Annotated in this window: 13 protein-coding genes; 5 read left to right on the top strand and 8 right to left on the bottom strand. The window is 55.7% G+C overall.

What is annotated here, in order from left to right; genetic code table 11:
• Positions 1–177: 177 nt before the first annotated feature.
• Together MJ643_RS26640 and MJ643_RS26645 are read left to right on the top strand one after the other, a co-directional pair.
• Complete coding sequence (locus MJ643_RS26640) at positions 178–1,203, top strand: hypothetical protein (RefSeq protein WP_011953109.1); 1,026 nt, start codon at positions 178–180, stop codon at positions 1,201–1,203.
• 127 nt (positions 1,204–1,330) lie between these two features.
• Positions 1,331–1,555 (top strand): hypothetical protein, encoded by a 225-nt coding sequence (locus MJ643_RS26645; protein ID WP_010951451.1) that lies wholly within the window; start codon positions 1,331–1,333, stop codon positions 1,553–1,555.
• 92 nt (positions 1,556–1,647) lie between these two features.
• On the opposite strand, the gene MJ643_RS26650 is transcribed toward MJ643_RS26645, so the two are convergent.
• From MJ643_RS26650 to MJ643_RS26670, 5 genes are all read right to left on the bottom strand, one after another.
• Positions 1,648–3,645 carry a heavy metal translocating P-type ATPase gene (locus MJ643_RS26650; protein ID WP_010951452.1) on the bottom strand — a complete coding sequence of 666 codons (1,998 nt, stop codon included), beginning with the start codon at positions 3,643–3,645 and terminating at the stop codon, positions 1,648–1,650.
• A 202-nt stretch (positions 3,646–3,847) separates the two neighbouring features.
• A complete protein-coding gene (locus MJ643_RS26655; protein ID WP_003253432.1) occupies positions 3,848–4,171 on the bottom strand; it encodes a DUF2790 domain-containing protein in 324 nt (107 codons plus the stop codon).
• A 162-nt stretch (positions 4,172–4,333) separates the two neighbouring features.
• Positions 4,334–7,495, bottom strand: coding sequence for a CusA/CzcA family heavy metal efflux RND transporter (locus MJ643_RS26660; protein ID WP_010951454.1), 3,162 nt, complete (start codon positions 7,493–7,495; stop codon positions 4,334–4,336).
• A gap of 24 nt (positions 7,496–7,519) precedes the next feature.
• Positions 7,520–8,770 (bottom strand): efflux RND transporter periplasmic adaptor subunit, encoded by a 1,251-nt coding sequence (locus MJ643_RS26665; RefSeq protein ID WP_010951455.1) that lies wholly within the window; start codon positions 8,768–8,770, stop codon positions 7,520–7,522.
• 68 nt (positions 8,771–8,838) lie between these two features.
• Entirely contained in the window at positions 8,839–10,110 is a 1,272-nt protein-coding gene (locus MJ643_RS26670) for a TolC family protein (protein WP_010951456.1), read from the bottom strand.
• A gap of 403 nt (positions 10,111–10,513) precedes the next feature.
• Here MJ643_RS26670 and MJ643_RS26675 point away from each other — a divergent pair, with 403 nt between their 5' ends.
• The 3 genes from MJ643_RS26675 (at position 10,514) to MJ643_RS26685 (ending at position 13,461) form a co-directional block, all read left to right on the top strand.
• Positions 10,514–11,857: an OprD family porin gene (locus MJ643_RS26675; RefSeq protein WP_003253422.1), complete on the top strand. Its 1,344-nt coding sequence runs from the start codon at positions 10,514–10,516 to the stop codon at positions 11,855–11,857.
• A gap of 488 nt (positions 11,858–12,345) precedes the next feature.
• Positions 12,346–13,020, top strand: a complete 675-nt coding sequence (locus tag MJ643_RS26680) for a heavy metal response regulator transcription factor (RefSeq protein ID WP_003253420.1) — start codon at positions 12,346–12,348, stop codon at positions 13,018–13,020.
• A 117-nt stretch (positions 13,021–13,137) separates the two neighbouring features.
• Positions 13,138–13,461, top strand: coding sequence for a hypothetical protein (locus tag MJ643_RS26685; protein ID WP_010951457.1), 324 nt, complete (start codon positions 13,138–13,140; stop codon positions 13,459–13,461).
• 101 nt (positions 13,462–13,562) lie between these two features.
• On the opposite strand, the gene MJ643_RS26690 is transcribed toward MJ643_RS26685, so the two are convergent.
• From MJ643_RS26690 to MJ643_RS26700, 3 genes are all read right to left on the bottom strand, one after another.
• The gene (locus tag MJ643_RS26690; RefSeq protein WP_012269855.1) at positions 13,563–14,090 is read right to left on the bottom strand and encodes a hypothetical protein; all 528 of its coding nucleotides are present in this window, start codon (positions 14,088–14,090) and stop codon (positions 13,563–13,565) included.
• 925 nt (positions 14,091–15,015) lie between these two features.
• Positions 15,016–15,678: a hypothetical protein gene (locus MJ643_RS26695; RefSeq protein WP_226342902.1), complete on the bottom strand. Its 663-nt coding sequence runs from the start codon at positions 15,676–15,678 to the stop codon at positions 15,016–15,018.
• 81 nt (positions 15,679–15,759) lie between these two features.
• On the bottom strand, positions 15,760–16,180 hold a 421-nt coding region (locus MJ643_RS26700; RefSeq protein ID WP_247727112.1), incomplete at its 5' end, for a hypothetical protein.

The following is a 16,180-nucleotide window of genomic DNA, read 5'->3' on the forward strand; positions in this document are numbered from 1 at the left end:
CGCTCTTGCCAAAGCTCGGCGAATCTGATGTGATTGCCGCGTCGGGCTTTGCATGGTGGCCGTGCAAGCAAATCAAACCTGACTCCTATTCATGATTGAACCTGATTCGACGTCCAGCTTCGCGTCTAACGGCCCTACAAGCGCAGCTACCCCAACGTCGCTCATTAGGGGATAGTCATGTCTGCAAAAAAGCTGCTTCAACCTCTCGCTGCTCAGCTGCACGCCTCGTTCTCGGCTTCTGGCCGCCCGTACTCTCATCTGCACCTCCACCAGCTGTTCCACGCGGCCATCGGCTCCGTTGCACCGCAAGTTGCCATCCAAGACAAGCTGCCAATTCAGGTCTGTCGTGACAACGAGACACGGCAGTACAACCTCTACGCGGCGGTCGAGCGGGCGAAAACGTGCTTAGGATTGACCGATCTTCAAGCAGTCGGTGTGGCTGAAGAAGTCATTGAGGTGCTACGAACTGCGGGAATCGGCGTGAACCAGGTTCGCCTGCTCCTTGACCCCTCCTTCAGCTCGAAGACTCGCAAAAAGGCCTTCAAGGCTCTCTGCAAGAACCTGGATCTGAACGAGCTAGGCGATCGCTTCGTCCCCAAGACTGCCACGTTGGCCATCGCTGCTGGTATTGCGCCGCCTCCCAAAATGTCGTGGAAGGATCGCTTCGCCCTGGCTGCAAATTCCCCCATGCGGGGGCCAAGCGAGCTCATCAGCATGGTCAACCGGGATGAGTGTTATCTGTGGGTATTCCCACCGACTGACCATCATGCGACGGCTCCAGCGACGCATGACCGTTTCTTTGGTGAAAAGACCCACCCGAGCGCAGAAATGGGCATGGGGTTCAGCATCATCGATTCCGGCTGGACCCGCCCCAAGTACCCGCTATCCAGGCAGTCACAAGAGACCTTCATCCAGTATTCGCTTTCTGCGCCGATGTGGTCCTGGCGCGCACAAAGTGACACCTGGCGCCTGGGAAACATCCTGCGTTCAAGAATCCTTGACGGGGCTCCTTGGCATAACGAGCCTCTGAGTGACGTGCTTCCGAGCGGCCTTAAATCCCTGCCCCGGATCTATGGGTGCGAAACCTGCCGAACGCTGTTCATTGAGAATCACAGCGACTACCCGGATGTACCCACTCAGTGCCAATGCGGTGAGGCGAGCAGCACGGGTGACCAAAACGAGTCATCTGCTCTCAATAGCTGATTTTCCTTACGGTGGCGGGCTGAGCCCCCCGTTAGGGATTGGCTATGGGAGCGGGATTCGCTCACCCCAAACCTGAAGGCGCCGCCACCTAACCGAGCGATATGAGCTGAATGCTCGCGGAGTAGATATGCAAAAGAGTAAAAACAAACAGGACACCCTGGCGGCGATCAATGCGCTTGTCGAGATTGCGTATGATCAGGGATTTGCGGACGGACACGGAGTCGGCAATCAAGTCGGTTTCGTAGCCGGTGTCATGAGCCTCAAAGCTGCATTGGCCTGCGGCTTACGGCATGGCTCACCTGAGTGCGGAAAGGCCCTTGAAAGCCTCAAGCGCATCGGGATCGACGAGTGAGAGAAAAGTACGGGTCGTGCGCTGATCGCGCACGACCCGTACTTCTACTTCAGGTCATTTCCCTGCTTAGCTTCATGATTGAAGCTCAGGGATCAGGTGCTTCTGCGGTAGGCCAACAGGCGCAAGGCGTTGAAGACGACCAACAGTGTGGAGCCCTCATGGATCGCAACAGCGGCACCAATGCTCAAGCCCATGATGGTGGACGGAACCAGGATGGCCACAATCCCCAAGCTGACGAACAGATTCTGGTGGATGATCGATCGCGTGTGACGGCTCAGCCCCACCGCAAATGGGAGTTGCCTGATGTCGTCAGCCATAAGCGCGATATCAGCCGTTTCCAGGGCAACATCAGATCCAGCAGCCCCCATTGCGATACCAACGCTCGAACTGGCCATGGCAGGGGCATCATTGACGCCGTCACCCACCATGGCCACCTTGGCGCTAAGGCGCAGGTTTTTGATGGCCTTGACCTTGTCTTCCGGCATCAGGTCTCCCCACGCTTCATCTAAGCCAACTTGTTTGGCTACAGCCTCTGCAACGCGGTTGTGGTCTCCAGAAATCATGACCATGCGTTCGATGCCCATCTCTCTAAGCTTCTGGAGTGCCTCTTTGGCCCCCTCCCGGGGTGTGTCCAATAGCCCGATAGCGCCCAGATCCTTGTCAGCACGCCGTACCACCATGGTGGTACGGCCTGACTGACGTAGACGCTCCGCAGCCTCCAGGGCTGCCTTGCTGAGTGCGGGAATACCATTGGTACCGAACATCTCGACCTTGCCAATCCAGACGAACTGCCCATCAAGCTCAGCACGCACGCCGCGGCCAATCATGTTGCTCATGTTCTTGGCTTGGAATCGGCGCCGTGTGCCAATCATCTCTTCACCGTCACGCACAATTGCCGCAGCCAGCGGATGGTCGCTCATCGACTCCACAGCGATGGCGACGTTTAGCAGATCCTCGATCTGCGTGCCGCCTATGGGTATTACATCGGTGATACGTGGGCGCCCTTCGGTCAGGGTACCGGTCTTGTCGAATGCCATGGCATTCAATGATCCAAGCTCTTCAAGTGGCGCACCGCCCTTGATCAGCACGCCACCTCGGGCTGCCCTGGCGATGCCAGAGAGAATGGCGCTTGGTGTAGCGATCGCGAGCGCGCAGGGGCTGGCTGCAACCAGTACGGCCATCGCCCGGTAGAACGAGTCACGGAACGGCTCGTCAAGGAAAATGCCGGCAAATAGCAGCCCGACTACCAGCAGTAAAACCAACGGGACGAATATGCGTTGGAAGCGGTCCGTGAATCGCTGGGTCGGTGACTTCCTGACTTCGGCTTCACTGACCATCTTGATGACCCGCGCCAAGGTACTCTCCGTAGAGCGCCGTGTTACCTCAACCTCGATGAGCGTTTCGCCATTGATGGTACCGGCGAAGACTTTCGAGGCTGCATCCACTGCATCTGGCTTGCTGCGTGCGAGTTCGGCATCAGGAACAGGTTGCTTGTCCACGGGGACGCTCTCACCGGTTACTGGCGCCTGGTTGATACTTGAGGAGCCTACGACTACAAAACCATCGGCCGGCAGGCGGTCATTGGGGCGCACGATGACAACGTCACCGGGAACCAGCAGCTCCACGGGCATCTCCACCGTGCCATTTGCTCTGCGTACGATCGCGGTGGCTGGTGCGAGCTTGGACAGTGCCTCAATCGCTTTCTTGGCCCGCCCCATCGCGTAGCTTTCAAGGGAATGCCCCAGACTGAACAGGAACAGCAGCAGAGCCCCCTCCGCCCAGGCGCCGATGCTCGCGGCACCGACTGCGGCGAGAAGCATCAGCGAGTCGATCTCGAAGCGTTTCTGACGGATGTTGGTAACCGCTTCCTTAGTGGTGAACCATCCACCGAACACGTAGGCCGACACGTACAGAATCAGAGGCAGACGATCAATCAGGCCAAGTTTTCCTGCGAGAGCTCCGGCACCCAGGAGAGCACCACAGATCAGCGCGAAAATCAGCTCTGTGTTCATTCCAAAAATGCCGCCATGCTCATGGCTATGACCTTCATGCCCGGCTTGGTCATCAGGGCGTTCAAGCAAACTCTTCATAACTCGTCCCTTCTGGGGTCAAGGCTTCCAATTGCCCTCTGCAGTTGGGGAGCCGTCTCTGTTGGTTGGCTAAGATCTATTGCACGGTTTGCCCGAGCCCAGGCGTTAACATTTCGAAGCTATGGGGTATCGGGCGTAATAAAAAATGCCAGGCACTGCCTGGCATTTATGAATTCTCTAATTGTTCTGTTCAAATCGTTTACTACTTGTTGTTGATGCATTGCGAATACATCGAGTAACGAACAGTCTTGAGCGTGCCCTGGGAGTCCTCGAAGGTCATCAACCGTGGATAGACCTGGCAGGTACGGGGGTCCTGCGACTGACGTACGAATTTCGCAACGTCTATCTTCATGCCATATTTGTAATCCTGAATCTCTGGCATTGGCTTGCCATTTTTCTCCGCGTACTTGGCCACTGCGGTCTGGTGTTCCTTGGTGTATTGAAGCTGCTTGCTCTCGGAGAAAGTGTTGGCCTGCGAAGCCACCGAGAAAACAACAAGTGCAGCAGCGATAATTAGCTTTTTCATAAAACCCTCTCAATTTCAAAACTTCTCGGGCGTAACCTTAGCAATGCATAGGCATCACCGGCATGACGAGAAACTTACAATTTTGAAAGGTAAGTGCATCTACTTCACTTTAAACAAAAAAGCCCACAACACGTGTTGTGGGCTTCTCTTTAGCGGAGGCTGTTAGCTAACCACTTCGGCCTCGTCGCCGTCTTCATCCTTGCGGTGTGCCCAGTGATACAGGGCAGGCAGTACCAGCAAGGTCAGTGCGGTGGAGGACAGGATCCCGCCAATCACCACCGTCGCCAATGGCCGCTGAACTTCGGCACCGGTGCCGGTGGCCAAAGCCATCGGGATGAAGCCCAGGGACGCTACCAAGGCTGTCATCAGAACAGGTCGCAGACGGGTCAATGCACCTTCATCGACTGCCTGTCTGAGCGTTCGTCCCTCCTCCCTTAGCCCGCGGATGAAGGCAATCATCACCAGGCCGTTCAGTACTGCAACGCCGGACAGTGCAATGAAGCCGACACCTGCCGAGATCGACAGTGGGATGTCCCGCAGCCACAACGCCACAACACCACCGGTGAGTGCGAATGGAATACCGGTGAAGACCAGCATGCCGTCCTTCAGGTTGTTGAACATCAGGAACAACAAGGTCATGACCAGCAGCAAGGCGACTGGAACAACGATCTGCAGGCGTTTGGCAGCCGACTGCAGCTGCTCGAACTGGCCCCCCCAAGTCGTCCAGTAGCCCGCAGGGATTTGCACCTTCTTGTCCAGCGATGCGGTCGCCTCCTCAACGAAGGACCCCAGATCGCGGCCTCGAACGTTGGCGCTGACGATAACCAGACGTTTGCCGTTCTCGCGGCTGATTTGGTTCGGGCCCAGTTGCAGGTCCAGATTGGCGACCTGGGACAGCGGGATGAAGCCGATCTGATTGGCACCCTGTGCCGCATTGGCAGGTACCGGGATCAGCAAGCTGGACATACCCGCTACGTCGGTGCGAACGGTCTCTGGTAGGCGTACTACCATGTCGAACCGACGGTCGCCCTCATACAGCGTGCCGGCCTGACGGCCACCCACGGCGATAGCGATCGAGTTCTGAACATCCGCGATGTTCAGGCCGTAGCGTGCTGCTTTTTCGCGGTCAATGTTGATGGTCAGCACCGGCAGGCCGGATGTCTGCTCAACTTTCACTTCCGATGAGCCCGGGACCGCTTTGAGCGCTGCCGCGATCTTGTTGGCGGTGTTGTTGAGCACGTCCATGTCATCGCCGAAGACTTTCACAGCGACGTCACTACGCACGCCCGAAATCAGCTCGTTGAAACGCAGTTGGATTGGCTGCGACAACTCGTAGTTGCTTCCTGGAACACCCGCTGCGGCCTTCTGCACTTCAGCAATCAGCTCATCACGAGGCTTCTTCGGGTTAGGCCACTGATCCTGAGGCTTGAGCATGATGTAGGCGTCAGAGGCGTTCGGCGGCATCGGGTCAGATGCAATTTCTGCGGTACCCGAGCGTGCGAACATCCGCTCAACTTCAGGCACCTGCGCAATCACCGCTTTCTCCAGACGCTGCTGCATCTCGACAGATTGAGTGAGGCTCGTTCCAGGCACACGCATGGCCTGCATCGCAAAGTCACCCTCACTGAGGCTTGGGATGAACTCGCTACCCATACGACTTGCCAGCAAACCACTGAGCACGACCAAGGCTACTGCGGCCGAGAAAGCGATGTTCCGATGTCCCAGCACCCATTGCAGAACCGGTTCATAGCGCAGTCGAGCTGTGCGCATGACCACGCCTTCCTCTTCCTTCACCTTGCCAGTGACGAACATGGCAATAGCTGCAGGAACAAAGGTAACGGACAGGACCATTGCACCCAGCAGCGCCATCACAACGGTGAAGGCCATCGGGTGGAACATTTTGCCTTCGACGCCGGTGAGGGCGAAGATCGGCAGGTACACCACCATGATGATCAGCTGACCGAAGATCAGCGGCCGGCGAGCTTCTCGCGCCGCGGCAAAGACCTCGTGGAAGCGTTCGGTTTTGGTGAGCATGCGGCCATGCTTATGTTGCGCATGAGCCAGTCGACGGATCGCGTTTTCTACAATAACCACGGCACCGTCGACGATGATGCCGAAGTCGAGTGCCCCCAAACTCATTAAGTTGGCACTGACCTTGTTGTTGAACATGCCTGTGAAGGTGAACAGCATGGACAGCGGAATCACCATCGCGGTGATCAGAGCCGCACGGATGTTGCCGAGGAACAGGAACAGAATGGCGATAACCAGGATCGCGCCTTCCACCAGGTTCTTCTTCACCGTCGCGATGGCTTTTTCAACCAGGTTGGTACGGTCGTAAACAGTCACAGCCACCACGCCCTTTGGCAGGGTGCGGTTGATGTCCGCCAATTTGGCGGCGACAGCTTGAGATACGGTGCGGCTGTTTTCACCAATCAGCATGAACACGGTACCGAGCACGACTTCGCGGCCGTTCTCAGTAGCAGCACCTGTACGGAGCTCTTTACCGATGCTGACGTCAGCAACGCTGCTGATGCGAATCGGTGCACCATCCACACTGGTGATCACGATGTTGGCGATGTCTTCGATATTGCCTACCTGACCCGGTGCACGGATGAGCAACTGTTCACCATTACGCTCGATGTAGCCGGCACCGACGTTGGCGTTGTTACTTTCCAACGCTGCGACCAGGTCATTGAGTGTCAGCTTGTAGGTAGCCAGGCGCTTTGGATCCGGCGCAACCAGGAACTGCTTGGCATAACCGCCGATGGTATTGATCTCGGCCACACCCGGGACGTTACGCAGCTGAGGCTTGATGATCCAGTCCTGGATCACGCGCAGGTCGGTCGGGGTGTACGGCGTACCGTCCTCTTTGACCGCGCCATCTTCGGCTTCAACAGTCCACAGGAAGATCTCGCCGAGGCCGGTAGATACCGGACCCATGACGGCCTCTACACCTTCTGGCAGCTGTTCCTTCGCAACCTGCAGCCGCTCGTTGATCAACTGGCGGGCAAAGAAGATGTCAGTGCCATCCTTGAAGATCACGGTGACCTGAGACAGGCCAGAGCGAGACAGGGAACGGGTCTGCTGAAGGCCCGGGAGACCGGCCATGGCCGTTTCAACTGGAAACGTGATCCGTTGTTCGGTTTCCAAGGGCGAGTAACCAGGCGCTGCAGTGTTGATCTGCACCTGGACGTTGGTGATATCGGGTACCGCATCGATGGGCAGCTTTTGATAGCTGTAGATACCGATACCCGCCATGATCAGAACGGCGATCATTACTACGATGCGCTGCTCGATGGCGAATCTGATGATACGTTCAAACATGAGAAATCATCCTGTCAGTTCGCATCAGTGACCGTGTTCGGCAGAAGCTTTGCCGAGCTCGGACTTGAGTGTGAAGCTGCCACTGGTTGCTACCTGGGCGCCGGCTTCAATACCGTCGATGATTTCCACGTACCCATTGTCGCGGCGACCCAGTTTTACCGGGCGGGTGTCAAAGCCATCTGGGGTGCGTACGAATACCGAAGGTTTGTCTTCAACGGTCTGCACAGCGTGCTCAGGGACCGCTACGGCAACTCGATCGGTCTGGGAGGTGACCGCAATGTTTACGAACAGGCCTGGACGCCAGGCGCCGTTGGGGTTGGTCAAGGTGACGCGGACAGTAGCTGCACGGTTTTGCTCGCCCAGCAGGCTGCCGACATAACCCACCTTCCCTTCGACCTCGACGTTCATGTCAGGCGAAGAGACTTTCACTGCACGGCCAGTCGTGACCTTGCCCAGATCTGTCGGCGGAACTGCGAAGGTCGCCCAGACCTGATTCAGGTCGGAAAGGATGAAGGCGTTGGTCGCCTCGCTGACGACTTCGCCGACGGTCAGGTGTTTCTCCACTACCACGGCGTCGAAGGGAGCGCGGAGCTCGTAACGATTACCGCCAACGGAGTTAACCGAGGCACCGATTGCGCCGACCTTCTGCTTGGCGTTGGCCAAGGAGATCTCCGCTTCTTGCAGCGCTTGGCGTGCTTGGAGGTAGTCTTGCTCTGCAGAGATCTTGTCCTGCCACAGTTGCTTCTCACGTTCGAAGGTCACACGCGCCAGTTCGACGCGACGCTGTGCGGCCTGTTGTTCGCTGCGCAGGTCAGAGATCTGCTGGCTGGCGATTACCGCGAGGACTTGCCCTTTCTTGACCGTCTCGCCCAGGTTGGCCTGGACAGCCTCAACAACGCCAGGAACACGAGGAACCACGTGGGCAGTACGATCTTCGTCGAAGCGAATTTCGCCAGGGAAGCTCACGACGGTACCGAGGTCACGAGGCGCTGCAGCTTCCAGGGCAACACCAGCGGCCTTGATCTGTTCAGCGCTGAGCGTCAGCTTGCCCTCTTCTTCACCGCCCTCTTCGCTGTGGCCTTCTTCACCATGGCCCTCATCACCTTCCTCTTTGGCGGCAGATGCGGCTTTCTTTTCGTCGCCATGGCCATCGTTAGCGCCATGCTCGGCAGTACTGGCGGCCTGCTGTCCGGAACTGTTGTTCCAGGCAAGGCTGCCAAATCCGAGGGCTGCCACAGCGGCTACCGCGAGGGCGATCTTGCGTTTGTTATCCATTGCTACTCCTGCTGATCGTAGGCACCGGCTTGTTCAAGGCTGTGTGCCGAAGAAAATGTTTGGCCCGTTCAGCGAGTGCCGGCGGTTGAGCCGACTTCGCCATAAACCCTTTCCACCTGCGCACGCGCATTGGTCGCCGCTGCCAACGATTCGAGGTATTGGCCACGAGCGACGATCAAGGTGCGCTGGGCATCCAGCACTTCGATGAAACCGAATTTGCCCATCTCGAAGCCGCGGGTTGCGGTCTCTACGGCTTGTTGGGCTGAAGGCAGAATGGTCTTGTCGTAGGACTCGACCTCCTGCATGGCGGTGGACCATTGGTTCAACGCGGTTTGGGTTTCGGTGCGCAGGCGCAGCTCAACAGCATTGCGCTGGTCCCGGGCCTGATCTGCACGACGAGAAGCGGAAAGAATGTTGCCCTGGTTACGATCGAACAGCGGCAAAGGCATAGACAGGCCCACAGTGTTGACCCGCTCGCGCACAGAGCGGTCGTACTGGCTACCTACACTGACAGTAAGGTTCGGGATACGCTGAGCTTTCTCTGAGCCGAGCGAGGCATCGCTCTTGTCTATCTGCACCACGGCCTGACGCATTTCTGCTGTTTGGTCGAGCTTAGCCAGCAGATCTTCAGTGCGAGGTGGCAAGCCCGGGGAGAGGGTTGGCGATTCGAGTCGATCAAACACGGTGACTGAGCTCCCGGTAATTTGAGCGAGCTGTTGGTAAGCGGTCGCTTTTTCCGTTTCTGCACGTCGAACTTGCAGCTGGGCTTCGGCCAGTTGCACTTGAGCGCGGGTCGCCTCCACTGGGGACGACTTACCTGCGCGAACACGGCCATCGACGATGCGAAGACCGCGCTCAGTCAGTTCGAGAGATTGCTTGGCCAGGTCGAGACCTGTCTGGGCCCGCAACGCGGCGTAAAAGGCTTGGACGACATCTGCACGCAGGCCGTTAACGCGACGGTCTAACTCAAGCTGTGCGGCGGTCTGCCCGTATGTGGCGACGTCAACACGAGCCCCCCGCTTACCGCCCAGCTCAAGGGTCTGGCTGAGAGAGACAGTCGTCTGGCTGGTGTTACGACGGGTGTCTTCCACGTCATACGAGATTGTGGGGTTGGGGATAAGCCCGGCCTGCTTGCGAGCACCATCAGCGATCCCAATTTCTTGCCTGGCCGCGGCCAGGTCTGGGTTGGCATCCATGGCCGTCGAAAGCGCCTGGGGCAAGCTGATGCTTTGGGCAAGGGCTGCAGGCGCCATCAACCCAGAGATGACTGCACAGAGTGCAGCGATCTTCCAGGGCGAGACGGGGGTCTTGGGTAAGACATTGCGGTTATACCGGGGCACTTTGATGGTCCTCGTGCACAAACTTCGATAAAGCTTGGCGAGAACGCCGAAACAGCTGCCAAGCCCCACTTGATTAGGTGATGGCACTCTAATGAGCGGTAGCTATCAGAGGGGTGGCTAGAAAATTACAATTCCGTAAGAATGTCCTGTAATGCCCGAAAATACTGGGAAACCAAACCCGACACGATGATTTCGTTACAAGCAACGGAGATGGCAAACACGCGGTGCGAAGGCCCGAACAACAGGTAGATGACGAAATTGTAATTTTCCTATCACCCCCCCGTTATCTTCGGCCTGCAAATATGAGCTCGCGCTACGCTAGGCGCGCCGCCTGGTCAGAACAATTAACGACACCCGCGCCGGTAAACATAATAAAAACTGCCGTGAATCAAAGGAGCATCGGATGAAAATCAAAGTACCACTGTATTTGGCGGCAGTTTCTGCGCTGTCTGGAAGCTATGCTATTTCGGCACAGGCAGAAGACAAGCCAGAAGGCTTCATTGAAGGCAGCAGCCTTACAGTGCTGAACCGTAACTTCTACTTCAACCGTGATAACCGCGACAGCACTGCCCCCACTTATAACAGTGGCAAGGGCAACACCAACGGCTACTCCGAAGCCTGGGCGCACGCGATCATCAGCAAATTCAACTCTGGGTTTACCCAGGGAACCGTTGGCTTTGGCGTTGATGCCTTCGCCATGATCGGCCTCAAGCTCGACACCGGTGATGGGCGCAACGGCGGCCGTAGCTCCTTCGACGTGCTACCCGTTGATAACAAGGGCGAAGCTCGCGACGAATACACCAAGGTCGGCGGCGCAGCCAAAGTCCGCTTGTTCGATACCATCGTGAAAGTAGGTGATGTTTTCCCATCGACTCCGGTCGTTGCATCCGGCGACTCTCGCCTGCTGCCAGAAAGCTTCCGCGGCGTGACCGTTGAGAACACCAGCATCCAAGGCCTCACCCTGCAGGGTGGTCGTCTGCATGCGATGAGCCAGCCGGTCTCAAGCAACCTGAACGACAACTTCGTGACGTTCTACGGCGGCCCGGTCAACTCGCCATGGATCGGTTACGGTGGCGGTGACTACTCGATCAACGACAACTGGACTGTGAGCGTCTACGCCAGCCAGCTGAAAGACGTCTGGAATCAGTACTACGCCGGCACCAGCGTGGTTTACCCGCTGAGCGACGATCTGGCGCTGATCGGTGGCTTCAACTACTACAAAGCCGTAGATGAAGGTAAGAAGCGCCTGGGTGAATTCGACAACAACATCTGGAGTGCCAAGGTCGGCGTGCGTTACGGTGCCCATACCCTAGCCCTGTCGCACCAGCGCAACAACGGCGACGACGATTTTGACTACCTGCGTCAGTCGGACTCGATTTTCGTCGACAACTCCATCCAGTACAGCGACTTCAACTCGCCGAAAGAGCGTTCCTGGATGCTGCGCTATGACCTGAACTTCACCAGCTACGGCATTCCAGGCCTGACGTTCATGACCCGCTACGCCAGAGGCTCGGGCGCGGATTACTCGAACGCTAACCAGTTCTACATGCGCACTGATGACAACGGCAACCCGCTCGACAATCAGAAGCGTTGGGAGCGTGACGTCGAAGTCAAATACGTTGTCCAAACCGGTCCAGCAAAAGATCTGTCCTTCCGGTTGCGCCAGGCAACCACACGTGCCACTGCATTCGAATCGGATCTGGATGAAACCCGTGTGATCATTGAGTACCCGCTTTCGATTCTGTAATTCGCTAACTGGACCAGTTATTCATTAACTGGTCCTATTAGTAAAACGAGCATTACGAATTCACCTTGAGTGGCTTAAGTGCTCCTTTGGTAAAAGGTGGATATTTGGCGCCCATTGGGCGCCTTTTTTTGCCTAAAATTCAAGTAGGCGTTCGATTGTACGCATCGCATGCCGGTGAAGTTCATGACTACACCAATGACCAGTCTCTTCAATGTGAGCGACCTCGCCGTCATCTGAGCGGAACGAAGCCAGCACAAAGAAGAAAATAACCCAATACTTCATAAGGTCAAATCACCTGCTGGAGAGAGGGCCCGCAACTGTCAAACCCAAACCGCGACAAGATATACCGCCAGACTATCAACTGTATTACCTAGAAATTACAAATCCGTCATTTGAGCCCCGGCACGCTCATTTTGATTTACCATCCCTTTCAATAATGCCGGCGCGCGTGCGCGGTTAATTGCTCAGTGATATCGAGACAAAATCCCATGCGAATTCTGGTAATTGAGGATGAAGTAAAAACTGCGGAGTATGTGCGTCAAGGTCTGACGGAATGTGGCTATGTCGTAGATTGCGTCCACACCGGGTCAGATGGATTATTCTTGGCTAAGCAGCACGAATATGAGCTGATTATCCTGGATATAAATCTGCCAGAGATGGACGGTTGGCAGGTCCTTGAGTTGTTGCGTCGTAAAAACTGCCCTTCCCGTATCATGATGCTGACGGCGAGAAGCCGGCTGGCGGATAAGGTCCGGGGGCTGGAGAACGGAGCAGATGACTACCTGATCAAGCCATTTGAGTTCCCTGAGCTGCTGGCCCGGGTTCGCGCCTTGATGCGCAGGTCAGATCACCCTGCATCCGTAGAGGTCATTCGCGTCGCTGACCTGGAGCTTGATCAGAGCCGGCACAGGGCATTCAGGGACGGTCAGCGCATTGACCTGACCACGAAAGAATTCGCGTTACTGCATTACCTGATGCGTAATACCGGTGTGGTGCTGAGCCGCACCCAAATTATTTCGCAGGTTTGGGATATGAATTTTGACTGCGACACAAACGTTGTAGAGGTGTCGATTCGAAGACTCAGAGCCAAGATAGATGACCCTTTCGAGACCAAACTGATACATACGCTTCGGGGCGTAGGGTATGTGCTTGAAAAACGATAGTTGCCAAGCTCTCTAGTACCGAAAATCCGCTACATGCTCCCGTCGCTTGCGAACTTGAGGTTTCTGTTTACGATCCGCGGCGCTGATTCCTCACTCAACAAATGAGGTAGGCTGTACATGAGGTATAGCATTGATTATCAGCAGGTTTCGCAAGGACAATCCGATGCCAGCATTGATGCCTGTCCAGCTGACATTGTCTTCAACAGCGACCATGGCCTAGCTCTTATCCCGTGCGTTGGCGATGTTATCAACCTCCCCTCTACGGCGGTCAAAGAAGGGGTTTGCGGCATCGTTAGATCAAGGATTTTCAATTATCTCAGAGGTCCTGAAGAGCTGTACTGTCACGTCAATATTCTCGTTGAGGAGGCGGACATCAATTTCGAAAGTCTCATCTCGGAATACATGCGCAATCAGTCACGTGCTCGCTCGCCTTCTTCATAAAGTCGAAGGCGGGCCAGTCCATTAATGGTTGTGTATGGGTGAGGGTTCAGCAGAGCGAGCGCCTACTGAGCACCAGAGATGAATAGTCACAGCCTAGTGGTTTAACGCGGTACTGCTGGTGTACGCAGGGCCGGACTCATTGTTTTTTGAATGGCGCATTGCAGCACATAGAAATATAAAACCCCGGAAGCAAATACGATTGCGGACAGATAAGCAAACTCAGAGTCTAAAACCCCGGAAACCATATACAATTTAATCGTGATAGAACCCATAATAATTCCGGTACAGTACATGACGCCTGTGAACTGATTGCCCAAAAAACTCAGTATGCCGCTGAAGGCATTGTTCGCACTCAACAGCATTGCTTTCAGTATCGTCCAGCCGAGAACTGGCAGAAAAGCCTTGATCATGAAGGCGAATAACATCGACGATGCAAACAGTTTTATCGGGGTTTCTGCCCACGGCTTGATGGTGCCGTCTACTTCAACGCCGGTATACAAGATGATATTCAGAATAATCGCCATAAGGGTGCATATGCCGAGGCGTATCATTTCCCGCTTAAGCGGGGCCATCATTATCACTGCGTGAATCTTGTTTCCAAAGTATCGTTTTAGTCCTTGGATCGACATTTTTCTTCCTATGCTCTCGGGTATGACGCTGTTGTAGCGTTGTATGACGGTCATGCTTTTACCCGAAGAGAGGTGACGCTTCAACGGTCCTGAATTGCGCAGGGGATCTCATGTCCTTCCCCTGGCTGGGTAGCTTGCTGAGAAATTCTCATCTACCTGCGTGGCAACGATGCGGCCACCCCGCCGCCGTCAGAGCTCTGGAGGACTGGCTGCTGTCAGCAACTCATCGAGTGACGGAACCTTAGCGTTTGCACTGAGGACGAGTGTTCTGGATCGGAGTATGGATACATCAAAGAAAGATTCGCACTCGACTCTTCCGTTTACTTCTCTCCAGTGGGTGACTTCTGGTATCAACTCATTAGGCACCGGGTATAGTGCCATAGGGTTATGGAATACCTCCACTTCAGCAGACCACGGCTCGTAGCCATATTGCGGCCAGAGCTGACCGTAGTCGCTGGACGCTACATCCAACAGAAATGGGATACCTCGTGATGCTCCCGGAGAACGGTCGAAAAACTCACCAAACCGCAAGTATCGGTACCCGTCTAGATGAGCTCCACCTGAGATCGGCACTCGGCTGAGCTTTGGCACTGTGCAGGCATTGGTGAAAATGACCGCTGAAAGATGGGCATTTTCCATTAGCGTAAATAGGCCGTTGGGGCGCCCTGATAGCAGAGATGTCTCTTCCTCCACAGTTATCAGGTGCGTACCACGATGCGCAGATGAGTGAACTGCAAAGCCATAGAGATAGCTGATGAGCGACTCCCTGCTCCACAGCATTGAACTGGGCGCATGGAAATCGGCTAAGGCCAGAATGAGCGGCTTACCCTCCACGTGCGGTAGGGATTCGTAACGCTTGTCCAATTTGTTTTGGATGGTCCTCGCAAACCTTTCTGCAGCCGCTCCTAAGAAACGCTCATGTCGGTCAGCGGGTGGGGGGGACCGGCGAGGCGCCAAAATGCTCATACCGCTCTTCCGGGTTGGCTGTCACTGCTTCAACCCAGGCCTCATCTCCCAGCCTATTCTCGATGTGAAAATCGGGTGATTCTTTAGGCTGGGTGACCAAGAGTCCCTGTTCACGAAAAATCGCTAATAGGTGGGCTTCCCAGAGGCGGGTGTGAAAATTCTCAGTCTGGCAATCGGGAACCCAATTTCTGTCTGGGGATGGCAGTGCGAGATACAGTTGATTCAGCGCCCACGCCCCAATACGGCGGCTTGGATCAAATAGTGATTTGAACACCACGCTTGGTGTGCGCTTACCCATTCTGCTTAGAGGAGCACGTCGTCGTTCACCTGAAGGGAGTGGAAGCGGATGGGCTTGGGTATAGAGAAAATGGCTGATTGAGGCGCGGGCTTCAGACTCGCCAGTGGTGCGCTCACTATGGCTGAGGAGCACCCACACGCTATCGACACGACGCCGCAAGGTGACAATTCCGAAGCTGCCGGAATGGATATTTCGGGTTAGAGCGGCACAAGAAATTCCGTCCTCACTAAGCCATGCCCCTACTGGCGGGCTGTCCCCAAACCCCAACCCTCGTGGAAGCGACAAAGCGATTAGATCGAACATCGGCGCAGCAATTTCTTTCATTCGCTGATCTCGGCAGCCGTCAAAATGCATTCCATCAATGCCTCGGAGCGTGCCCGCCGGCGATGGCATCGGTGGAGGTACCTATTGAAGAAGGGGGCCTTGTTCCACCAGGACATCTCGGTTGGTGAAGATGGTCTCAATGGTTGCAGCCTCGGCAGCCACATGAGTCTTTCGCGTGATCTCTTCAAGGGCCAGTTCGAGCCGGTAGTCTTGGAAATACTCGTACAGCTTTTCAGAGCTCTCGGATATCTCCTCCCCACCATTCTTCGCGAACAAGATGTGGATGATCGCTGCGAGTGGGAGAGAGATGTCGAGATCCTTCTCTTCTGCATCTGAATCCGAGTTCAAACCGTCGAAATACCTCTCCAGATGACTCTGGAGCTCCTCAAGCCAGAACTGAGATAGGTTGCTTGGAAGGGAGCTTTCAGGCCCGGTCAGAAGGACTTCTGAATCGCCCCTGGTTTCGTAGACACCTCCAAGCCTCATAATGAGGCCCAAATAG

The organism is Pseudomonas sp. PNPG3, assembly GCF_023093815.1.
Classification (GTDB): domain Bacteria; phylum Pseudomonadota; class Gammaproteobacteria; order Pseudomonadales; family Pseudomonadaceae; genus Aquipseudomonas; species Aquipseudomonas asiatica.